Annotated in this window: 28 protein-coding genes; 1 reads left to right on the plus strand and 27 read right to left on the minus strand. The window is 38.1% G+C overall.

All coding sequences use genetic code 11. The annotated features are described in order from the left end of the window. Positions 1–69: 69 nt before the first annotated feature. Positions 70–819, minus strand: a complete 750-nt coding sequence (locus tag HW271_RS05405) for a YhfC family intramembrane metalloprotease (RefSeq protein WP_178895152.1) — start codon at positions 817–819, stop codon at positions 70–72. A gap of 12 nt (positions 820–831) precedes the next feature. Then, entirely contained in the window at positions 832–1560 is a 729-nt protein-coding gene (gene budA / locus HW271_RS05410; RefSeq protein WP_178895153.1) for an acetolactate decarboxylase, read from the minus strand. 133 nt (positions 1561–1693) lie between these two features. Here budA and HW271_RS05415 point away from each other — a divergent pair, with 133 nt between their 5' ends. Then, positions 1694–2989: a PLP-dependent aminotransferase family protein gene (locus HW271_RS05415; protein WP_178895154.1), complete on the plus strand. Its 1296-nt coding sequence runs from the start codon at positions 1694–1696 to the stop codon at positions 2987–2989. 151 nt (positions 2990–3140) lie between these two features. Here HW271_RS05415 and HW271_RS05420 read toward each other — a convergent pair whose 3' ends face one another. From HW271_RS05420 to HW271_RS05540, 25 genes are all read right to left on the minus strand, one after another. Next, the gene (locus HW271_RS05420) at positions 3141–3956 is read right to left on the minus strand and encodes an ABC transporter substrate-binding protein (RefSeq protein ID WP_178895155.1); all 816 of its coding nucleotides are present in this window, start codon (positions 3954–3956) and stop codon (positions 3141–3143) included. A gap of 118 nt (positions 3957–4074) precedes the next feature. Further along, positions 4075–4542, minus strand: coding sequence for an NUDIX hydrolase (locus tag HW271_RS05425; protein WP_178895156.1), 468 nt, complete (start codon positions 4540–4542; stop codon positions 4075–4077). Positions 4543–4634: 92 nt separating this feature from the next. Continuing rightward, a complete protein-coding gene (gene phoU, locus HW271_RS05430; protein WP_178895157.1) occupies positions 4635–5288 on the minus strand; it encodes a phosphate signaling complex protein PhoU in 654 nt (217 codons plus the stop codon). Positions 5289–5298: 10 nt separating this feature from the next. After that, positions 5299–6057 (minus strand): phosphate ABC transporter ATP-binding protein PstB, encoded by a 759-nt coding sequence (gene pstB / locus HW271_RS05435; RefSeq protein ID WP_178895158.1) that lies wholly within the window; start codon positions 6055–6057, stop codon positions 5299–5301. 12 nt (positions 6058–6069) lie between these two features. Further along, positions 6070–6873, minus strand: a complete 804-nt coding sequence (gene pstB, locus HW271_RS05440) for a phosphate ABC transporter ATP-binding protein PstB (protein ID WP_075228284.1) — start codon at positions 6871–6873, stop codon at positions 6070–6072. A 10-nt stretch (positions 6874–6883) separates the two neighbouring features. Beyond that, positions 6884–7768 carry a phosphate ABC transporter permease PstA gene (pstA, locus tag HW271_RS05445; RefSeq protein WP_178895159.1) on the minus strand — a complete coding sequence of 295 codons (885 nt, stop codon included), beginning with the start codon at positions 7766–7768 and terminating at the stop codon, positions 6884–6886. Then, positions 7758–8675 (minus strand): phosphate ABC transporter permease subunit PstC, encoded by a 918-nt coding sequence (gene pstC, locus HW271_RS05450; RefSeq protein WP_006148223.1) that lies wholly within the window; start codon positions 8673–8675, stop codon positions 7758–7760. The genes pstA and pstC overlap by 11 nt, the downstream gene beginning before the upstream one ends. Beyond that, complete coding sequence (locus HW271_RS05455; RefSeq protein WP_178895160.1) at positions 8675–9553, minus strand: phosphate ABC transporter substrate-binding protein PstS; 879 nt, start codon at positions 9551–9553, stop codon at positions 8675–8677. Before HW271_RS05455 ends, pstC begins: the two co-directional genes overlap by 1 nt. Before the next feature lie 109 nt (positions 9554–9662). After that, a complete protein-coding gene (locus HW271_RS05460; protein ID WP_178895161.1) occupies positions 9663–10976 on the minus strand; it encodes an RsmF rRNA methyltransferase first C-terminal domain-containing protein in 1314 nt (437 codons plus the stop codon). Between the two features lie 6 nt (positions 10977–10982). Then, on the minus strand, positions 10983–11750 hold the full coding sequence (locus tag HW271_RS05465) for an inositol monophosphatase family protein (protein ID WP_178895162.1): 768 nt from the start codon (positions 11748–11750) through the stop codon (positions 10983–10985). Continuing rightward, positions 11740–12018, minus strand: a complete 279-nt coding sequence (locus HW271_RS05470) for a UPF0223 family protein (protein WP_004252549.1) — start codon at positions 12016–12018, stop codon at positions 11740–11742. The genes HW271_RS05465 and HW271_RS05470 overlap by 11 nt, the downstream gene beginning before the upstream one ends. Beyond that, complete coding sequence (locus HW271_RS05475) at positions 12019–12420, minus strand: Spx/MgsR family RNA polymerase-binding regulatory protein (protein WP_006148218.1); 402 nt, start codon at positions 12418–12420, stop codon at positions 12019–12021. A 146-nt stretch (positions 12421–12566) separates the two neighbouring features. After that, a complete protein-coding gene (locus HW271_RS05480) occupies positions 12567–13190 on the minus strand; it encodes a TIGR01906 family membrane protein (protein WP_178895163.1) in 624 nt (207 codons plus the stop codon). Then, positions 13180–13953 carry a TIGR01457 family HAD-type hydrolase gene (locus tag HW271_RS05485; protein ID WP_178895164.1) on the minus strand — a complete coding sequence of 258 codons (774 nt, stop codon included), beginning with the start codon at positions 13951–13953 and terminating at the stop codon, positions 13180–13182. Before HW271_RS05485 ends, HW271_RS05480 begins: the two co-directional genes overlap by 11 nt. Before the next feature lie 10 nt (positions 13954–13963). Further along, a complete protein-coding gene (locus tag HW271_RS05490) occupies positions 13964–14701 on the minus strand; it encodes an acyl-[acyl-carrier-protein] thioesterase (RefSeq protein WP_178895165.1) in 738 nt (245 codons plus the stop codon). Positions 14702–14705: 4 nt separating this feature from the next. After that, positions 14706–15836, minus strand: a complete 1131-nt coding sequence (gene hemW, locus HW271_RS05495) for a radical SAM family heme chaperone HemW (RefSeq protein WP_178895166.1) — start codon at positions 15834–15836, stop codon at positions 14706–14708. Between the two features lie 85 nt (positions 15837–15921). Beyond that, positions 15922–16317, minus strand: a complete 396-nt coding sequence (locus HW271_RS05500) for a YtxH domain-containing protein (RefSeq protein ID WP_178895167.1) — start codon at positions 16315–16317, stop codon at positions 15922–15924. 14 nt (positions 16318–16331) lie between these two features. Further along, complete coding sequence (locus HW271_RS05505; protein WP_024053556.1) at positions 16332–16715, minus strand: DUF948 domain-containing protein; 384 nt, start codon at positions 16713–16715, stop codon at positions 16332–16334. Between the two features lies 1 nt (position 16716). Then, on the minus strand, positions 16717–17505 hold the full coding sequence (gene lgt / locus HW271_RS05510) for a prolipoprotein diacylglyceryl transferase (RefSeq protein WP_178895168.1): 789 nt from the start codon (positions 17503–17505) through the stop codon (positions 16717–16719). After that, the gene (gene hprK / locus HW271_RS05515; protein WP_178895169.1) at positions 17498–18433 is read right to left on the minus strand and encodes an HPr(Ser) kinase/phosphatase; all 936 of its coding nucleotides are present in this window, start codon (positions 18431–18433) and stop codon (positions 17498–17500) included. Before hprK ends, lgt begins: the two co-directional genes overlap by 8 nt. A 179-nt stretch (positions 18434–18612) precedes the next feature. Beyond that, the gene (locus tag HW271_RS05520; protein WP_178895170.1) at positions 18613–20430 is read right to left on the minus strand and encodes an LPXTG cell wall anchor domain-containing protein; all 1818 of its coding nucleotides are present in this window, start codon (positions 20428–20430) and stop codon (positions 18613–18615) included. Between the two features lie 244 nt (positions 20431–20674). Next, a complete protein-coding gene (rpsU, locus tag HW271_RS05525) occupies positions 20675–20851 on the minus strand; it encodes a 30S ribosomal protein S21 (RefSeq protein WP_000048054.1) in 177 nt (58 codons plus the stop codon). A 110-nt stretch (positions 20852–20961) separates the two neighbouring features. Continuing rightward, complete coding sequence (locus HW271_RS05530) at positions 20962–21285, minus strand: hypothetical protein (RefSeq protein ID WP_178895171.1); 324 nt, start codon at positions 21283–21285, stop codon at positions 20962–20964. Between the two features lie 32 nt (positions 21286–21317). Further along, a complete protein-coding gene (locus HW271_RS05535) occupies positions 21318–21947 on the minus strand; it encodes a class I SAM-dependent methyltransferase (protein WP_178895172.1) in 630 nt (209 codons plus the stop codon). Positions 21948–22052: 105 nt separating this feature from the next. Further along, complete coding sequence (locus HW271_RS05540) at positions 22053–22760, minus strand: glucosamine-6-phosphate deaminase (RefSeq protein ID WP_049495524.1); 708 nt, start codon at positions 22758–22760, stop codon at positions 22053–22055. Positions 22761–22762 lie beyond the last annotated feature (2 nt).

The following is a 22762-nucleotide window of genomic DNA, read 5'->3' on the forward strand; positions in this document are numbered from 1 at the left end:
TTTTTTCGACGATTTGAAAAGCTTTTTTATTCACACAAGTAAAAAAGAGGTCAGACCTCTTTTGCATGATTATTCTTTATACAAGATGGTTTTTGTAAAGTATACAAATAGAACAACTTCCATTGCTAACAATCCTTCAACAAGAAGCGGATTTGAAATCCAACCAACCTGAGATAGACTCGGAGCCAGATCAAAGAAGGCATGTAAACCATAAGCAGTTACTAGATAAATCCAATTCTTTTGACGAACTGCTTGATAGACCCAGAAAGAGAGACCGATTTGCATAATAAGAGCAAGCACACGCTCAACACCTAGTAAATAAACCTGCCAAGCAGATAGAGATTGAACTGTTTCGAGAGTAGTTTTCGGAAGGAGATTTGCCAAATCTGGATTTGAAGACTCTAATAACGAAAAGAGAATCAAAAGACTAATCAAGCTTCCCATTCCGAGGTAGAGCAATTCTAAGCCACCATGACCAAGTCCATAGGCGAGGGCATCCGAATCTTCCAAAGCTCTCTTCTTCTCTAACCATTTAAAGAAGACAAGTCGAGCCGTTTCTTCAAAGAGAGCTGCCATAGCAATTCCATAAAGGACATATAAAAAAGGGTGCTCCTGCATAAGCGAAATGGTTCCATCTTTTTGTGGATGAAGCACCAAAAGGTGAACAATTTTCTCCAGTACTTGAGATGATACAAAAAATGCAACTGCCCCAAGTCCTAAAACTGAAAGGTTAATCTTGTACTTCTTTTTTGAGAACCAAATGGCAGCTATGAGAATTACAAATAAAGCTATCATTGTGATTATTACATGAATTTTCATACTTTTCTCCTTTTATTCAGCCTGATCGATATCTTTTTTCATCTCATCAACATTGAACTTAGCAAAGAGGTACTGACGATCCTGGACAGGGAAACGTTGATCCAACTGATCGACAGCTCCAACCTCTACGATTCCTTCCTTGATGACAAAGTCCATAACGTGACCACCAAAGGTTAGGTCATCTGAGATAAAGTGCAAATGATAACCTGCGACACTGACACCATGGAAAATTTCAGGTGTCCAGAATCCAACGATAGTCCCAGAGACATTTTCGCAACTATATTCAGGCTGATGAGTCGCAACCTCAGCAAACTTTGTTTCAGTTGTTGATTTTGGAATCATGCGAACATGCATGTGTTTAAAGTCACCATGAATTTTGATAGAGCGGAAGAGGTTTTCTCCATCATAATAGGACTCGATACGTTTTTCTAGTTCCTGATCAGTCATTTCAAAACGCTGGCGAAAAATGACTTCTGCCTGATGGGGTACAACTGCTGCATAGGGAATCAGCGCGTCTGGTGAAACTTCAACGATTTCAGGCTTCTCACCTGAACCCTTAGCTTGATAGGCTTTACCATCTAAGACAATTAACTCCCCATCAATAGAGTCCAAGGTTCCTAGCCCTAAATCTCCATGTTCCAATAACTCACCAACTGTCATGGTCCCGCCGTAAAGTCCTGCCATCAAGGCTCCCAAAGTATTATATTGGAATAATTTAACTGGTTCTTGCACCTTTATCATCTCACTCTTCTTTGAAAATTTTACTTACTAAGTATATCACATTTCTGATTAGAATTGAATGCTGGAAAGCCTTTTAACATTGCCAAACGTCTAAAAAAAAGGTACAATGTAACAAAATCAAGAGAGGTCTGGAATGAAGCAAGAAAGTAAGTACGAACAAGTTGTTCACTATCTAAAAGAAGAGATTGAATCAGGAAAACTTCAAACAGGAAGTCGTCTACCTTCTATCCGAAAACTCAGTCAAGACTTCCACTGCAGTAAAGATACTGTGCAGCGTGCACTTTTGGAACTCCGATACGAGAAATACATATACTCCAAACCTCAAAGTGGCTATTATGTTTTAGAACAACAAGCTAGCCACGAAGACCTCGTTATCTCGGTCAATGACGAACATGCTGCTGCCTATGATGATTTTCGTCTTTGTGTCAATGAAAGCTTGATTGGTCGAGAAAATTATCTCTACAACTACTATGAACACCAAGAGGGTTTAGAAGAATTACGAAAGTCTGTTCAGAAACTACTGTTTGACCAAGCTATCTATAGTAAACCCGATCAATTAGTCATGACAACTGGAACCCAACAAGCACTGTTTATTCTTTCTCAAATTGACTTTCCAAGTAAGGGCCAAGAAATACTGGTCGAACAACCAACCTATCACCGAATGAACCAACTTCTGCTGGCTCAAAATATTCCCTATCAAACCATTGAACGTCGCGTGGATGGCATTGACCTGAAAGAACTTGAGAAACATTTTAAAAGTGGTAACATTAAGTTTTTCTACACCATTCCTCGATTCCACTATCCGCTGGGTCATTCATATTCTGAAGAGGAGAAACGTGCTATCCTTGATCTAGCAGCCAAATATCAAATTTATATTGTTGAAGATGATTATCTGGGAGATCTAGATCCTAAAATGGGACAAACCTTTCATTATTTGGACCAAAATGATTTGGTCATCTACATCAAGTCTTTTTCAACAAGTATTTTCCCCGCACTTCGAATCACTGCTCTCATACTTCCAAATGTTATGAAAGAAGCTTTTGTCTCTTATAAAAACATTCTGGACTATGATAACAACCTCATTATGCAAAAGGCTTTATCTCTCTATATTGATAGTCAACTCTTTGAAAAAAATAGAGTAGCAAGATTGGCACTGCAAGAGAAAAGTCAAGACTTCATTCATAAGCTATTAAAATCTTATCCCCTTTCCCTACCAAACTATCCTCTCCATGATGGACTTTTGCTTGATCTCAGGAACTATCCTAAGATTGCAAGCCTCAAACATAGCTCTTTAAATCTAGACTTTTTCGAATCGTCCTACATTGAGACTTGCCCTTATCAATTTGCTAAGGTTCCTTTAGAAAATCTTGAAACAACTTTAAATTACTTAAAAACAGAGAGTGGGACAGAAATCGGTAATTCGTTATAATTCGATTTCGTCGTCCCACCTCCGCACAGTTGAGTAAGGCTGTAAAAGCTGATGAAATCAGCGTAGTAGAGCCCACTCAACCACTGCGTCTTGCTTGATAATCCAATGACAATTGAGAGGCTAGGACTTTTGTCCCAGCCTCTGTTATTTTTTATTGCTCTACTTCTGTTAGCTTGGCAGCTTTTTCAAGATATGTTTGATAAGTACCGTCATCTTTCAGTTTTTGAATAACCTTATCAACTACTTCCTTCAAATCTGAATTGCCTTTCTTGATAGCAACTGCATTTTCTTCGCCTTCTTTCATAGTTAAGCTTACTGTTGCGACAACCAAGTCAGCATTTTTTGTTGCATAGCTGAGGGCTACTGGCTCGTCCATATGAACAGCATCAACCTTACCTGATTGAAGTTCATTAACAGCTTCACCCATATTTGTCAATGAAGTCAACTGCGCTTTAGGAAGTTGCTCTTTGACCATAGATTCAGGGACAGTTCCTTTTTGAGCTGCAATATTTGCACTTACTAGAGAATCCAAATCTTTGTATTTTTCAAGATCAGTTTTTCTGATTAGGAAGCTAATTTTGTTTTCATAGTAAGGAATTGAGAAATCAAAGACTTCTTTTCTTTCTTCAGTTGCACTGATTCCCGCAATGGCCAAATCTGCTTTCCCTGTTTGAAGGCTGGTCAAGACATTATCAAAACTCATGCTTGAAACTTCCAATTTCACTCCAAGTTCATCAGCGATAGCTTGTGCCATATCAATATCAGCTCCTACGACTTGGTTCTTGCCATTCACAAGTGCTTGAAACTCAAATGGAGCATAGTCTGGACTAGTTGCGACCACCAATTTTCCTTTTTGTTTGATAGCCTCTACTGCAGACTGTGAGCTTGAGCTAGACGATTGGCAAGCTACTAAAAAGAAACTTGCAAGAAAACTACATAAAACAAATATCCATTTTTTAAATTTCATAAATAAACAGCCTCTCTATTAATTTTGTATAATTATAACTTATTTAAAAATAATTGTCAACATTTTCTTGCGTTTTCCATAAAATATATTTATAAAAAATACAAATTCAATGATTGGTTTATCTATCTATTGGGAAACAATTTTCAAAAAAATCATTAATCATATCTTGATGTTGCTGGTTTACAATTGTGATATTTTGCATATCTCTGTGATCAAACAACCCTAATTCTAAGGTTTCGTCGCTCGTAAAAACATTTGTAGAGATTGAAGTTTCAGATGTAACTAAATACAACATTGTAATAACTTGTGCCTCATCACCATTTGGATAACTATCTGAATATTTTGTATAAACATTTAAGAGTTTTTTCACTGTTACTTTCACTCCAGTTTCTTCATAAAACTCTCGCACTAATGCTTCTACAGCCGATTCACCTAATTCAATAGCACCACCTGGTAAACCCCAAGTTCCTTTGTCTGCTCGTTTTTGTAATAATATTTTCCCTGTTTGACTTAAAATTCCACAAGTAAAATTTAAAATAATTTTATCTTTTCCAACTTTTTTTCTTATACTCTGTATATAGTTCATTATTCACCCCTGACAAAGAAAACTATCGATACAATGAAAGCTTACTATATTAAAAAGTAAGCTTTCACAATAATTATTATCTTCTAAATATTTTACAATTCAACAATCTTACCCGTTTCAAAGTAAACAACCCATTCACAGATATTCTTTGCATAGTCACCGATGCGCTCCAAGTAAGAAATAACTTGGAAATAATCACGACCTGTGACAATAGCATCCGGATTCTTTCTGATTTCTTCAGTTGCCAAATCACGAATATTTTCGAAGTAATGGTTGATTTTTTCATCCATGGTTGCAACTTCGTAGGCCTTATCAACTGATCCGTTAAGGTAAAGTTCAAGAGTTGTTTCCACAAAATCTTTAACATCGCGTCCCATGTTTTTGATTTCTTCCTCAACTGCTGGGATACGTTGTTCACCCTTCATACGAATAGTAGCTTCAGCAATGGATACTGCGTGGTCCCCCATACGTTCCAAGTCTGAAACAGCCTTTAGAACAGTTAGAACTGTACGCAAGTCTTGTGAAACAGGCTGTTGAAGTGCAATAATTTCAAATGATTTCTTTTCAAGTTTTACTTCATATTCATTTACTTCTGCGTCTTCCTCGATAACTTCTTTTGCCAAGTCACGGTCATGTGTCACAAAAGCTCGTACTGTACGATTGATTTGGGAAAGAACTTCTTGTCCCATCGCGTAAAATTGGTTGTGCAATTTCTCTAAATCTTCTTCAAATTGAGATCGTAACATCTTTTTCTCCTTATCCAAATTTACCTGAAATGTAGTCCTCAGTTTCTTTATTTTGAGGATAGAGGAACATTTCCTTGGTATCGTTAAATTCTATCAAATCTCCATTAAGGAAAAAGCCTGTTTTATCAGAGATTCGAGATGCTTGCTGCATGGAACGAGTAACCAAAAGCATGGTGTACTTGTCTTTTAGACCATACAAGGTTTCCTCAATCTTACCCGCAGAAATAGGGTCCAAGGCTGAAGTTGGTTCATCCAAAAGGATAATTTTAGGACTAGTCGCCAATACGCGCGCTACACAAACACGTTGCTGTTGACCACCTGAAAGACCAATAGCAGAGTCATGCAAGCGATCCTTGACCTCATCCCAGATTGAAGCACGCTGTAAAGCTTTCTCCACTGCTTCATCCAAGACCTGCTTGTCCTTTTCTCCATTTATACGGAGACCATAGACGACATTTTCATAGATAGACATAGGGAAAGGATTAGGTTGTTGAAATACCATTCCAATTTCCTTACGCAATTCAACTGTATCGGTACGAGGACTATAGATATTGTGACCATTATAGACCACTGAACCAGTTGTCGTCACTTCAGGATTAAGGTCACCCATTCGGTTAATAGCCTTGAGCAGGGTTGACTTCCCTGAGCCTGATGGTCCGATAAGGGCTGTAATTTCCTTGGGTTGAAATGATAAGGAAACACTATTCAAGGCCTTCTTTTTATTGTAATAGACTGACAGGTCTGAAACCTGCAAAATCGGTTCTGTCATACTGTTCCCTTTCTAACCAAAGTGTCCTGTTACATAGTCATTGGTTGACTGTAGCTTAGCATTTTGGAAAATATTAGCAGTCTTATCATATTCAATCAAGTCACCCAAGTAGAAAAATCCTGTGTAGTCACTAGCACGCGCAGCCTGTTGCATACTGTGGGTTACGATGATAATGGTAAAGTCCTTCTTCAACTCCAACATAGTTTCCTCAAGTTGAGCTGTCGCAATCGGGTCCAAGGCTGATGCAGGTTCATCCATCAAGAGAATATCTGGTTTAACAGAGATGGCACGAGCGATACAAAGACGTTGCTGTTGACCACCTGATAGGGTTAAGGCAGACTTATGAAGGTCATCTTTGACCTGATCCCAGAGGGCAGCCTGACGAAGAGAGGTTTCTACAATTTCATCTAGGACTTTCTTGTCCTTAACTCCTGCACGTTCATGTGCAAAAGTAATATTACGATAGATTGATTTTGCAAATGGATTTGGACGTTGGAACACCATTCCGATATGTTTACGCATTTCATAAACATTGATTTCAGGACGGTTAACGTCAATACCTCGATAGAGAATCTGTCCTGTCACCTTAGCAATATCAATGGTATCATTCATACGGTTGAGACTGCGAAGGTAGGTTGATTTCCCTGATCCAGACGGACCTATCAAGGCCGTGATTTTGTTTTTTTCGAATTGCATATCGACGCCCTTAATGGATTCGTTTTTACCGTAGTAAACATGTAAATCCTTAGTAGAGAGGGCCACTTTTTCTTCTGGAAAGGTAATGATATGCCTTTCATCCCAATTATATTTTGACATGGCTTCTCCTTTAGGCAGCGGTTAATTTCTTGTGTAGGTAGCTTCCGAGTTTGCGAGCTCCAAAGTTAAAGATTAAGATAAAGATTAGGAGCACCGCTGCAGAACCTGCTGAAACAAGTGTTCCATCAGGAATAGTTCCTTCACTGTTGACTTTCCAGATATGAACAGCCAAGGTTTCTGCTTGACGGAAGATTGAGATTGGACTGGTTACGCTGAGGACATTCCAGTTTGACCAATCAAGAGCTGGTGCTGATTGTCCTGCTGTGTAGATAAGAGCTGCAGCTTCACCAAAGATACGACCTGATGCAAGTACTACCCCAGTAACAATACCAGGTAAGGCTTCGGGGATAACGACATGAAGAACTGTTTCCCAACGTGAAAGTCCAAGTGCTAAACCTGCTTCACGTTGCGTATGGTGAACGTGCTTCAAACTGTCTTCAACATTACGTGTCATCTGTGGAAGGTTAAAGACGGTTAAAGCCAAGGCACCTGAAATAATTGAAAATCCATATTCAAACTGAACGACAAAGATAAGGTAACCAAAGAGACCGACTACAACGGATGGTAGAGAAGACAAGATTTCAATACAGGTACGGACAAAATTTGTAATCCGACCTTTTTTAGCATACTCTGCTAGGAAAATTCCAGCTCCCATTGAAAGAGGTACTGAGATAAATAAGGTAATCACCAAAAGGAAAAAGGAATTATAAAGCTGAATTCCAATACCACCACCTGCTTGATAGGAGGATGATTTTCCTGTCAAGAATGACCAAGAAACATGAGGTAAACCTCGAACCAAGATATAAAGAATCAAGGAAGCTAGAATGGTCACAATGATTCCTGCGATGGTGTAGAGGATAGCTGTTGCAAGTTTATCTAATTTCTTAGCGTGCATAGTTTTTCTTTCCTCTCTCTTTTGTAATCAGTTTAATGACACTGTTAAAGGCCAAGCTCATCAAAAGCAATACTAAGGCCAGTGACCAAAGAACATTATTATCAACAGTTCCCATAACGGTATTACCGATTCCCATGGTCAATACAGATGTCAGAGTCGCTGCTGGTGTTGTCAATGAAGTTGGAACAACTGCTGAGTTTCCGACCACCATCTGAATAGCTAGGGCTTCACCGAAAGCACGCGCCATTCCGAAGACTACTGCCGTAAAAATACCTGAACGAGCAGCCTTCAAGGTTACACGCCAGATGGTTTGCCAACGAGTCGCTCCCATGGCTAAACTTGCTTCACGGTAGTGACGAGGAACCGCACGTAGGCTATCTGTTGTCATGAAGGTTACAGTCGGCAAAATCATAACAAAGAGAACGAAAATTCCTGATAAAATACCGAAACCTGTTCCACCAAAGACAGTACGTACAAATGGTACCACGACCTGCAAACCTATAAATCCATAAACTACTGAAGGAATCCCAACTAAGAGTTCAATAGCAGGTTGCAAAATCTTAGCTCCTTTTGGAGACACCTCTGTCATAAAGACTGCTGCCCCAATGGCAAATGGTGTTGCAATCAGAGCTGATAGAATGGTAACGATAAAGGAACCTAAAATCATTGGAAGGGCGCCAAACTGTTTACCTGAAGGGTTCCAAGTTGCACCAAAGAGAAAATCAAAGATATTCACACCATTGACAAAGAAGGTTGACAAACCTTTTTGGGCTACAAAGATTAAAATCATAGCAACGATGATGACAATCAAAGAAAGGCAAGCAAAGGTTAGACCTTTTCCTAATTTCTCAAGACGAGAGTTTTTTGAAGGAGAGAGCAATTTTTTTGATAATTCTTCTTGATTCATTATTGGCTCCCTTCTAGCGCTGTCACAGTACCTGCAGCATCTTTTTCGACTTTCATTTCCTTGACAGAAATATAGCCCATTCCTTTAACAATTCCATTCTGCGCTTCGTCTGAAAGAACAAAGTTCAAGAATTCGGCAACCAATTCATTTGGCTCACCAAGTGTATACATATGTTCATAAGACCACAAAGGCCAATTATTCGTGGTTACATTCTCTGAAATTGGTTCATAACCATTGAGTTTGATTGTCCCAACAGAATCATCGACATAGGCAAATGCTAGGTAGGAAATAGCTCCAGGGGTTTGGGAAACGATGGACTTCACCATACCGTTTGAATCCTGCTCCTGACTTTGAACCGCTGACTGACCATTCATAATCACACTGTCAAAAGTCGCACGAGAACCTGAGCTCGCAGCACGGTTGATAATAGAGATTGCTAAATCTTTACCACCAACTTCTTTCCAGTTGGTAATTTCACCTGTAAAAATTTTGCGAAGTTGTTCTGTCGTAAGATTATCAACATCTACTTCTTTGTTGATGATAACAGCTATCCCCGCAACAGCTACCTTGTGGTCAACTAAGGCAGATGCATCGATTCCGTCTTTTTCCTCGGCAAATACATCCGAATTACCGACGTCTACCGCTCCAGACTGGACTTGAGACAGACCTGTACCAGATCCACCACCTTGAACATTGACTGTTTTACCAATGTGAGCTGACGCAAACTCATCTGCTGCCGCTTCGACTAAAGGTTGAAGGGCAGTTGAACCTACAGCTGTCATAGATTCCCCACGATCAATCCAACTTGCACATCCTGCTAGCGAACCAGCAAGTAAAAGAGTTGCAAGAGAGATGGTGAGTTTTTTAAATTTTTTCACTATTTGTCTCCTTGAAAATAATGATGAATAGCTTGAATTTTTGCCCTTATTTTCTATTGTTCTCAGGGAAAATCCATACTTCCACTATAACATAGAATACTGTTTTTGACTAGTTTTTCACCTTAAACCTCAAACCCTTAGGGAAATAATTCTTTAAGGTATTTCCGGTTACTTTTGCAAAACCTAGACCATTTCCACCAACCAAAACTTGGTACCAACCATTTGGCAGAGTTTCAGCTAATTGGACCGTTTCACCAGCCACATATTTGACAAAGTCTTCTTGATGAATTTCGATTTCTTGCTTGACTTGGCTTGGTTTTAAAGCTAGGCCAAGAGCAAAACTTGGTTCAAAACGTTTCTTCTTAAAAGTCCCGAGATGAAGACCATTACGAGCAATTCTAAGTTTTCCTAAATCTGGTAGGATTTCTGGCAAGAGATAAAGCTGGTCTCCGAAAACTTGTAGAACACCGGTCAGTTTTTCTTTAAGGTGCTTTTTCTCAAAATCCTGCCATAAGGAAATCTGTTCACGAGATAAGTTGGATTTAGAAGGTTTGAACTTCCCAGCCTTGTTTTGACCTTTAAACTGAAGATGGGCCACGAACTGACCTTCTCCCTTAAAGTGATGAGGGTACATTCTAGCTGTTTCAGTTAAATCAATCCCAGGTACCATTCCATTGATGTGTTGGATTGGAATCAATTCAAAATTATAGCTATCCAGTAACCATTGGACGATTTCTTCGTTTTCTTCTGGCGCCCAGGTACAGGTTGAATAGACTAGTCGACCACCATCAGCCAACATAGTAACTGCATCTGCTAAAATCTCACGTTGTAAACTAGCGCACTTACTAGGATAATCAACACTCCAATAATCCATAGCGTCAGGTTGTTTACGAAACATCCCTTCTCCTGAGCAAGGTGCATCTAAAACGATCAGGTCAAAATAGCCTTTAAAAACCTTGGCTAAACGGTCTGCTGATTCATTGGTCACAACGACATTAGTCGCGCCAAAGCGTTCCATATTTTCAACTAAAATCTTTGACCGTTTACTTGAAATCTCATTTGAAACAAGAAGACCGTCTCCTGCAAGATAGGAGGCCAGTTGAGTGGATTTCCCACCGGGAGCCGCTGCCAAGTCTAAGACCTTCATACCTGGCTTTGGCTGGGCTACTTGAGCGACCATTTGTGCGGCAGGTTCTTGTGAATAGACCAAGCCAGTTACATGTTCTGGTGATTTCCCTGAAACCTTCCCATAGTAGCCCCAGGGTGTATTGGGAATAGCATCTGAAAAAGAAAGCTGTCTTTCTTTTAAAGGGTTGATACGAAAAGCAGAAACAGCCTCATCATCAAAAGAGGCAAGAAAAGCTCTTGCCTCATCTCCCAATATTGTTTCGTATTTTTTTACAAATCCATCTGGAAATTGCATGTAGGTTTATTTCCTTTCATAGATATAGGATTGAATCTCATCTTTCATCTCGACTGGCACCATCATAACGGCCTGTCTTGTTTGAAAATCGACTTCCTCACCAGCAATCGTAAAAACCTTATAACCCAAACTCTCACCTAGGATACTTGCGGCCGCATAATCCCAAGGTTGTAAATAAGTGATATAAGTTAAAAGTCGACCTGATAGCACCTTGGCAAAACTAATAGCGGCGCTGCCATAAACTCGTGTTCCAAGTGCAGCATTTCCCAAATCCGCTAAGCCCCATTCGTTAGTCGCTAGCATTCCAGAATTACCAGCTACCAAAAATTCTCTCAAGGGTTTCTTTTTAAAAAGTGGCAAAGGTTCGTCATTGCGACAGGGCGGGAAGTCTCCTCCACCATGGTAACAATCACCTTTCATGACATCATAAATAATACCAAACTTACCAATACCATCCTCAAAATAGGCCAGCATAACGGCAAAATCTTCACCTTGTGCTACGAAGTTGTTGGTTCCATCAATAGGATCAATAATCCATACAGAACCTTGTCCTACTGCTGCACGCATGCAGCCTTCTTCTGCACAAAATAGATCATCTGGATAGCGAGAACGGATTTTTTTAATAAGTAAGTCTTGAACTTCTTTATCTAATTTAGTTACCAAATCTGTAGGGGAAGACTTTCTCTCAACATGGAGATCTTCTTTCATATGTTGGAGAATGTATTCCCCAGCTTCCCTGACAATTTCTTTGGCAAATGTAAATTTATTTTCCAAGTGAAATCTTCCCTTCTCCTTTTTCTTTGGCCAACTGGACTGCACGGTAGAAAGAGTATCCACTAACTGATTCAAACTCACGTCCCAAACGTTTTTCTTCGCTCTTGCTAGGCACAACTGACTTGAATACCTTGTAGGAATCTAATAGTTTCTTAGCATCTACCTGTGTTTCATAGGCAGCTTCAACATCATTAAAAAAAGAAAGCACTGAAGCAAGTTCTTCAGTGCTCCACGACAAATCTAGTGGGTAACTATACTGTTTATTCATCTAATTAATACCAGCTCTTAATGTAGCTTCTTTCAATTCTTGCTTACGGTAACTGCGAGGAAGAAATGCACGAATCTCATCTTCATTAAAGCCAATCTGCATACGTTTATCATCAATGATGATTGGACGACGCAAAAGACTAGGATATTGCTCAATTAAATTAAGCAACTCTGTCACCGAGATACTTTCCACATCGATATTTAACTTTTGGAAAATTTTTGAACGAGTTGAAATGATGTCATCGGTACCGTTTTCGGTCAAGGAAAGAATGTGTTGTAATTCTTTTCTTGATAAAGGACTGGTCATAATGTTGTGCTCTTGGAAAGGCACTTTATGATTATCAAGCCAGGCCTTTGCCTTACGACATGATGTACAACTCGGTGATAAAAATAGTGTAATCATGCTATTCTCTTCTTTGCATACTTTTCTCACTCTATTATACAAAAAAATAAAGCGCTTGACTAGTTATTTCCGTAAAAAAACCTATTTTTTCAAGAAAAATAGGTTTTTCGCACATTCTTTTAAAACATTTTTATGCATTTATTCTTTTAATTGCCTGTTTTTCGACTTTTAAGGTACATAAATCCAAAAATCAACTCATACAAGCAGAAAAATAGGAGAAAGGCATGCAGGAAAAAGTCCTCTGGTAGAATAAGAATGACTGGGTCTTTTGCTGGATCAAAAAGCCAGGTATCATCACCTACAAAAAGAATTTGATGAAACAATGTAAAGAATTGTTCAAACCCAATGAAGACACCAACTAAACCAAGAACCAAAGGTAAAGACAGCATAATCAAGAGACCTCTGCGATATAGAGACAGAAAACCTTTCTGAATGACTTGCTTCCAAAAAAGATAAAAAATCGGTAGGGTAACTATCGCTACTCCTTGCGCTAGGTGAAAGAGTCCCTTGACAACCTCAAAATGATGAATCCCAGAGGCAGACGAAGGAAAATCCGGCATTGCTAATACCTGACTCAATGGATTGGTCAAATAATTCATCAACACATTAAAGTTATGCTGGATTGTCTGAGGTTGAACATGAACACGACTTGTCAGATTTAACCAAGAAATCTCCAGAGGGTAAACCAACCAAGACAGGTAGATGGTCAATAAAATAGCAAGCGAGAGGAGAAAGAGAAGACTTCCTCCGAAAGTTAATTTAGTTTTCATCGAAATTCCACTCCGCTAGACTTGAGAAGACATGAGTTGGGGCGATTGGTAAATCTGCTACTTCTTCAGGTTTTGTAAAACCAGTAGTTACTAACAAAGTTGGAATTCCATTATCGATACCAGCTCGAATATCAGTCAGGTAATTATCGCCCACCATGACAATTTCTTGGCGCTCAAGTCCTAGATGTTCAACAGCCTTGTCCATAATAATCGCATTTGGTTTTCCAATATAAACTGGTTTTACGCGAGTTGCTGCTTCTAGAAGAGTAATCAGTGAACCAGCACCAGGTAAAAGTCCACGTTCTGTTGGAATATTTAAATCTGGATTGGTGCCGATAAAATGAGCACCTTTATGGATAGCTAGGGTTGCAGTAGCAAATTTTTCATAGTCAACTTGCCAGTCCAAACCTACAACCACATAGGCTGGATTTTCTTTATCTTCAACATAACCAGCTGCTTGAATGGCTTCCTTGAGCCCAGCTTCTCCAATCACATAAACTGTCTTTTCAAGTCCCAGGTCATTCATGTAATCAATGGTCGCTAAGGTTGCAGTATAGATTGTCGATACAGGCGTGTCAATATTAAACTGATTTGCCAACATCTCTTGAACACTTTCAGGTGTACGAGTAGTGTTGTTTGTTACAAAAAGATAAGGAATTTCCTTTTTCTGCAGCTCATGTACAAAAGCTTCTCCCGCTGGGATTCTATCTTTACCCTTGTATATTGTTCCGTCTAAATCAATTAAATAACCTTTATAAGTCATATATTTCCTTCTAATCTTTTTTAATTTCTTGCCAAGTTATCTTTGCCTGAGCATTGATGTCGCCATCACTTGTGACTTGGTGATTACTTTCTAGTCCATTCAATTCGTAACTAGAAGTAATCATACCACCTGGTCGAACTTCCTTGACATACTTGAGGTTGATTTTTTTAGGAATATGATTGGTTAGGAAATCTGCCCCCATAACTTCAAAAACCCAGTCCAGATATTTGCTGTTATTGACGTGGCCATTCATATCCAAGTCATAAAAACGAACGTGGTAATCTTTGCTAATCGCTTCTTCTAGCTCTGCATATTTTGGCCCGCGAAGGAGTTTCTTAGAAAACTCAGATTGATAAGGGGCGACTATTTCAGGTTCTACAGGATGAACCTTCCGACTCTCACGATCCATAAGGACAAAGGTAGCTACCATGTGAATGATTTCTTGACCATCTTCATCATAAATAGTAAAACGGCGGTAGCAAAATAGACGATTGTAAGTCAAGGCTTCCGTTTCAATTGTGATTTCCTCAGCAAATTGAGGTAAACGTACAACATCGATATCATAATCAGTGATAATCCAGACTAGATTATACTGTTCTAAAACATCCTTGTCACTCACTCCTAGATTAATTGATTGCATTCCTGATACTTGCAGGGACAACAAGATAACATCTGGTAGCTTGATATGGCCATTCATATCAGCCATATCAAAAGGAATTTTCATCTTCATTTGATAAGTTAAGCCCATAATTCTACTCCAATATAAATCGTTCTGCTACTGTATCTCCTAAAAAGAGACCTTTTTTTGTCATTCGTATTTGTTGACCTTCTACTTGTAAAAGACCTTGATGACATAAATCTCTTACAACTTGACCATATAAATTTTCAAAAGATGTGCTAAATTTTTCTTCGAATCTTGCTTTTGAAACTCCTGTCTTCTTGCGAAGTCCAAGAAACATCTCTTCTTCCATTTGTTCCCTTAGACTCAGATGTTCTTCATGGATGCGAGCATTTCCCTCTTCTACTGCCTTCAAATAATGGCGGATAGGACCATGATTTTTATAGCGAACACCATTGACGTAACCAGAAGCACCAGCACCAATACCATAATACTCAGCATTATCCCAATACATGAGGTTATGACGACTTTCAAAACCTGGTTTTGAAAAATTTGAAATTTCATAATGCTCAAAACCAGCTCTCTCTAATTCAGCAATGATATATTCGAACATTTCAGCTTCTACTTCTTCTTTAGGAAGTGGTAACTTCCCACGACGCATACGATTCATAAAGACCGTATGGTTTTCCAAAATCAAGCTATAAAGACTCATGTGGGGAATGTCCAAAGCGATGGCCTTGGCAACATTGTCCTTGACCTGGTCCATAGTCTGACCAGGAAGAGCGTAGATCAAGTCAATGGAAATATTATCAAACCCTGCTAACTTGAGACGATCAATATTTTCATAGATATCTTTCTCCAAATGACTACGACCAATTTTTTTCAGCATTTTGTCATCAAAGGTTTGGACACCCAACGAAACACGGTTGACCGCTGAATTTTTCAAAACTGCAATCTTGTCCTCATCCAAATCACCAGGATTAGCCTCAATGGTTAATTCCTCTAAGACTGACAAATCTAAGTTTTTAGTCAATCCATCCAGAAGCACCTCTAACTGTGGCGCAGACAAGGCTGTCGGTGTTCCTCCCCCAATATAGAGAGTACGTAACTTCTGAATGTCATAAGAATGAAATTCTTGCAGTAGATGTTCTAGATAGCTGTCTACTGGTTGATTTTTAATAAAGACCTTAGAAAAGTCACAATAATAACAGATTTGTGTACAAAATGGAATGTGCACATAAGCTGATGTTGGTTTCTTCTGCATAGTATTTATTATACCACAAAGACTTCCCTCAAGAAAAAAATCACCATCTCCGACTCTAAGGGAATCAAAAATGGTGATTTCTATTTTAATCTTCTTTGATTTCGATGATGATTTCTTGACCTTCTTCTGGGTCTTCAACAACTACTTTTTCTTCCAATTGTTCCTTGAGATTGTTCAAGGTCTCTTTTGAAGCTTCAGTAGCTTGTTGAGCTAAAGATTTAGATTTCTCAAGAACTGAATCCAAGGTAATTTCGCCTGATTCTACTTGTTCTTTTGTCTTTAGAACAAAATCTCTGGTTTGTTCTTTGACTTCTGTCAATTTTTCGATTGCTTGTTCCTTAGCATATTCTGGATCTTCTCTCAGATCTTCAATAAAGTCTTGTGCCTGACTAGTAACACGTTTCCCTTTTTCACTTGTTAGAAACAAGGCAACAGCCACACCTGAAACAGTTCCTAAAAGGATTGATGATAATTTACCCATGAGTTATCTCCTTTTTATTTTTTAAAAAATTTACTTGCAATACGAACGGCAGATAAGCCTGCACTAGTCTTTAATGTTTTTGAACCTGCAGATGATGCTTTTTTACTCAAGACACGAGCCTGCTCATTTAAGTCAGAGACAGAAACAGAAAGGTCTGCAACTGCTGTAAAGAGTGGATCAATGGTTGCAACTTTAATATTGATATCATCAGCAAGAACATTGACCTTGGCAAGAAGTTCATTTGTGTGATGTAGAGTAACATTTACATCTGAAGTTAGCGTTTTAACAGTATTTTCAGTTTCATCGATTACACGTCCAACTTTTTGAAGGGTAATAATCAAATAAACAATAAATACAATCAAGGCAATAGCCACAATAATATAAGCAACTTCTAACATTTTAATTCTCCTTTTTTACATTATAAAATGGTGCTTTTTTCCGATTTTGATAAACGATAATATAAATACCAAGTCCAATTAATAGAACAGACAACCACTGAGATACTCGAAGTCCAAAGAACATGAGACTATCTGTACGCATGCCCTCAATAATCATACGTCCAAAACCATACCAAATTAAGTAAAAGGCTATGATATGACCACGACGAATACCATTTAATCGGCGTCTAAAAATAACAATCAAAGCAAAACCAATCAGGTTCCAGATAGATTCGTATAAGAAAGTTGGTTGACGATAAGAACCATCAATATACATCTGATTCTTAATAAAACCAGGTAAATAATCAAGGTTTTCTACAACTGCTCCGTAAGCTTCTTGGTTAAAGAAGTTCCCCCAACGTCCTAGACTCTGAGCAATCATGACACTCGGAGCTGCAATATCTAAGAAATCCCAGGTATTGATTAATTTACGGTCTGCGAAAATATAAAGTACAATCGCTCCGGTAATTAGACCGCCGTAAATCGCAAGACCACCATTCCAGACAGCAAATATCTCCCCTAAATGTTGGCTATAATAGTCAAATTTAAAAATAACATAGTAAAGTCTCGCGCCGATGATTGACAAAGGGAAAGCCACTAAGATAAAATCCAGAATATCTTCTGATAAGATTTTCTTTTTAGGAGCTTCTTTACTTGCCAAATATACCGCTAAGATAAGGCCGGAAACGATACAAAGTGCATACCATCTAATGGCAAATGGACCTATTTGAAAAGCAACTGGATCAATCATTTTGCACCTCGTTCTTTTCAATTAATTTCGTCAATCTTTCTTCAAACAGACGCGTCGCATCAAAGCCCATTTCCTTAGAACGATAGTTCATGGCAGCAGCTTCGATAACTACAGAAATATTGCGCCCTGTTTTAACTGGGATGCGGATACGTGGAATGGTAACTCCAGAAACTTCTAGTTCTTCAGCATTATTTCCTAAGCGATCAAAGGTCTTATTTGTATCATAATTTTCCAAATAAACAGCTAGCTGAACTTGTGAAGAATCCTTAACTGCACTGGCACCGTATAGACTCATGACATCAATGATCCCTACTCCACGAATTTCGATCAGATGTTTCAAGATTTCAGCAGGTTCACCCCAGAGAGTCATTTCATCCTTAGAATAGATATCTACCCGATCGTCTGCTACCAAACGGTGACCACGTTTAACTAGTTCTAAACCTGTCTCACTCTTACCGATTCCACTATCACCTTGAATGAGAACACCCATACCATAAATATCCATTAGGACCCCATGTACACTTGTACGTTCCGCTAAGCGGGAGTCCAAATAACTAGACAGTTCTCCAGAAAGACGACTTGTAGCTGTGCGACTTGTTAAAATTGCGATTTTACATTCTCTAGCTGCCTTTAACATTTCCTCAGGAACAACTAGACCACGCGCAACAATAACTGCTGGTGTTTCTGGTAGGAACATTTTTTTCAAAACAGTATAACGGTTGTGAGAAGACATACTGATCAGATAGGACCATTCCTTCATCCCCAACAATTGAATACGCTCTGGAGTATAGTAATCAAAATAGCCTGTCATTTCGAGACCAGGTCGCGTTATATCTGCAGTATTAATTTCCTTTTCAAGTAATTCAGGCTCCCCATAGACAATGTCTAATCTAAGCTTCTCAATTACTTCTTTTACTGAAACCGACATATATTTCTCCTTAAATCGAGTTCTCTTACTATTATATCAGATTGTAGGAAGAAGTTTGTATTTTTTACCGTGTTTACGCTATTAATTTATCTGATAATATTTGAACGATACAAAAAAGGATTAAACAACAAATTGTTGTCTAATCCTTCGGACTATTATTTCATAATAGATAGTGCACTTTAGTTATCTTGTTTCTTTAAGCCCAAGACTCCAAGACCAGCTACCAAGAGTGCTACACCAGTTGCAAACAATGATTCTTTAGAACCAGTATTTGGCAATTCCTTTTTAGGTTCAGATGTTGTAGACGTAGTTTCAGGTCTTGTTTCTTCAGTTGTTTTACCTGAAGGAGTTTCTTCACTTGATTTACCTGGAGTTGTCTCAACTGTTGTAGTAGTGGTAGTTGATTCTTCTGTTGTTGTAGTGGTAGTTGATTCTTCTGTTGTTGTAGTGGTAGTTGACGCTTCTGCCGTTGTAGTTGTTGTTGGCTCTACTGTCGTTGTAGTTGTTGAAGTAGTAGTTGGCTCTACTGTTGTTGTCGTGGTAGTTGTAGTCGTGGTAGTTGTAGTCGTAGTACTAGTTGTTGTCGTAGTTTGTTCTACTTTTTTATACCAGTGGATACGATTTCCTTCACGATCTTTTTCTGTTTTCACAAACTCATAACCATCAATAGTAGCTGGATCTTTCCAACCCTTATCCTGTGGTTTAAGATTTTCTTTTGTATCGATATCTTTGTAGTCTGTTACAAGCGTATCAAGAACTAATTGTGCACCTGCAGAATCATTAATGATACGGTAAATATAGATACCCTTTGAATCTTTCCCATCAATAGTTGCCGTAGCTACTTTCGAAACATCATATTGCATTTTTTCAAGATCAATCTTAGATTTATCGATGATATTAATACGGTTTTGACCAACACCGAAGAATACTCCTAATTCTTTTGGAACATCTCCTGAAATCATTTCAAGTGTGATTTTCTTAGCTGAAACTGAAGTTACTTTAAACTTAGGTGCTACACCTGTCGGGAACACATAAGCACCATATTGGTTAACACTATAGCTACTATAGACAGGTAAGATAAAGTAAGCTTGGTGTGTGTCGCCCACTTTAATTGCATCATCTCCACTTGTTTTCCACTCGATACCTGAAGCATCATTGAATTCTAACTCAACAGTTGAACCAACTTTCATACCTTCACTTCCACGAACTTGGAATTGTGTAGTCGTTTCATATGATCCATCAGCGTTGAATTTAATCGTATTTCCAGAAGGTGTGAAGTGGATTGAGTTTGTCTCAGTAGCAAATTGTTCTACTTTCGGAATATCTACTGTACTTGTCACAGAAGAAGATCCAACTTTAATCACTTGGTTTAAAGTGTAGTCTTTATTTGCGATTACAGCTCCATTATAAGCGTTATCTGATGTAATTTGGAACTTGACTTGTTTCAATACATCTGGTTTTTCAGCTTCAATAGCTTTCGTAAATGTAATTTTTAATGTCGCGCGTGTTGATTCCAATTCAGCTTGTTGCATTTGAGCTGTATCGTTTGAACCTTGACGTGCTTTATTGACGTTTTCAAACGAAACAATTGAAATTTTACCAATTGTCTTACCTTCGTAAGTGACATCCTTGCCATTTAGTTGATTTAAGACAGCGACGTTTTCTAATGTAACTGTAACATAGTCGCCTTCTTTCACATCATCATCTGTAATTGAAAAAGAAAGGTCTACATCTGTGTAGTATTCATAATATTTAATATCATGGTTTTTAATAGTACCAGTCACTTCTGCAGCTACTTCTCTTGCTTCACGTGCAGGAGTTTCTGTAGTTGTTACAGCTTCAGCAGAAGTTGTTGCTTCAGCACTTGTTGTAGAAATTTGCTCAGCTGTCGTTGTTTCTTCAGCAGTGATGATTTCTTGACTTTGAAGAGCGGCCAAAAGCACACCTGTAGACAATAAAGTGATTAATAATTTTCCAAACCTTTTCTGGTTTTTCATCCCTATTTACCTCCGTGTAAAATTACACTATTTTAGCACAATTTTACTCTATTTTTCAATTAAAATCAACTAAAACGAATAATTATTTTAAATGTCAAATAAAAGTAAATAGAGTTATAATATTCAGTTATTACATCCTTAAGTTTGATTTTTATCCAATTCCTAAATAATCATTGAAACATGTAAAATTATTCGGGTCTTAAGAATACAAAAAAGACTAGACAAGTCTAGCCTTTCACTTCAATTAGAATTTTTTACGTTTACGAGCTGCTTCTGATTTACGTTTACGTTTTACAGAAGGTTTTTCATAGAATTCACGTTTGCGTGTTTCTTGAAGAGTACCAGCTTTAGTAACCGCACGTTTGAAACGACGAAGTGCATCGTCAAGAGATTCATTCTTACGTACTACTGTTTTAGACATTTTTTTCACTCCCTTCAAGTTCAAGATCTATTCTATTTTACATGCATAATGAATAAATGTCAAGGGGAAGCCTACATTTATTCCTATTTTCCAGTTTATTAATTACTTTCTTACCTATACTTTATCAAATCATACAACTTTGTTACTGCTTGTTCAAAAGATTCAATATATTCCCAATATTCATCAGGAAGATTTGAAATCTTACTCAAGTCATTGCTATCAAAATGATATACCAGATGACGAAGAATTTGATTTTCAATAAAATGCAAATCCCTCAGCTGATCTATACTAATAGAATCGATCTTTTCTACGTAGTGACATAAATTAGCCAGCGACTGCCTATCAAATACTTTTTCCTCGTGTAAATAATAGAGAAAGCTTTGGTTTTCAGCCTTTTTATTATCTTCTATCAAATTCCTATTCTTCGTATTCATTCTGATTCCTCCTGTAAAAGATTTTAAAAAAGCTACTTTTTAACAAATCCTTTACGAATTTTATAAAGGATCCACGATCCCTTTCTTTGACTAGCTACGAGCTCAAACCCTACTGATAACAAGAATCGTCTAAATGCTTCTTCGCTTTGAACCTGTGGTAAAAAGTAAGATAACTTGTTATATTCACAAGCCAGTAAGAGCATCCCGTCTGATTTGAGTATTCTTCGAATTTCCATAAAAGAAGCCTCTAGATTCTGCCAATGAAAATGAGTTTGAAAGGCTGTGATTAAATCAACACTTTCATCAGAAAAACCTGTCTCCCTAACGTCTCTTCGTTCAAAATTTAGATTAGTCATCTCTATCTGTTTGGCTTGAGCTATTGCGGTATCTGAAATATCGATTCCAGTTATAGTACTTTGCGGAAAAGTTTCTTTCAGTAGGATGGTTGAACGGCCGTTCCCAACTCCTACATCTAAGATTACAGGGTAAAATGTCCTATCCAGATGACGAATTGCCCATACAAACATGGGGAGATAGGCTCTATTCCACAATTTCATCATTCGTTTTCCTAGAATACCTGAAGGGTTCTTTGATTGCTGAATGAGACGATAAAACAGTAACATTAAAAGTAAAAAACAAATAAAACCGATTATATAAATCAAAGTTCGAACCTCCTTTATATAGCTATATTATACCACCTTAGCAGGATAGTGAACATTTGAAGTAAAAAACCACTCACTACAAAGAGCAAGTGGTTCGTGAATTTTTTATTTTTCAAGCAGGCTAAGTGCTCCAGCATCCGCAATAATAGTTACATCTGGATGGTTCTGCAAACTACTTGCTGGAAGACTTTCAGTAACTGGACCTTCAACAGTTCCAGCGATAGCTTCTGCCTTAGATTCACCATAAGCAAAGAGAAGAATAGATTTTGCATCTAGAATATTTTTGATTCCCATTGAGATAGCTTGTGTTGGTACATCTTCAATCTTATCAAAGAAGCGAGCATTTGCTTCAATAGTAGACTGATCAAGATCTACAAGGTGTGTTTGACTATCAAATGGAGTTCCTGGCTCATTAAATCCAATATGTCCATTTCGGCCAATTCCCAAGATTTGTAAATCTACTGGATGATCTGCAAGAATTTGATTATAACGTTCTACTTCTTCTTCTGCATTATCTTTTACACCACGCGGTAAAAAGCTTTCTTTGAATGGCTTTTTATTGAATAGATTTTCTTGCATAAAGTAACGATAAGATTGTGGGTTATCTCCATCAAGACCTACATATTCGTCCAAGTTAACACTTGTAAGATTTGAAAAATCAAGGTCACTCTTAACGATTTCTCCATAAAACTCAAGTGGACTGCTACCTGTCGCAAGTCCTAATGTTTGAGCACCGTTTGCTAACTTTTCTTTTAAAATTTCAAAAGCTACTTTTCCACCTTCTTCAGGATTTTTTACTTGAATAACTTTCATAA

Source organism: Streptococcus sp. oral taxon 061 (assembly GCF_013394695.1).
Taxonomy (GTDB): Bacteria; Bacillota; Bacilli; order Lactobacillales; family Streptococcaceae; genus Streptococcus.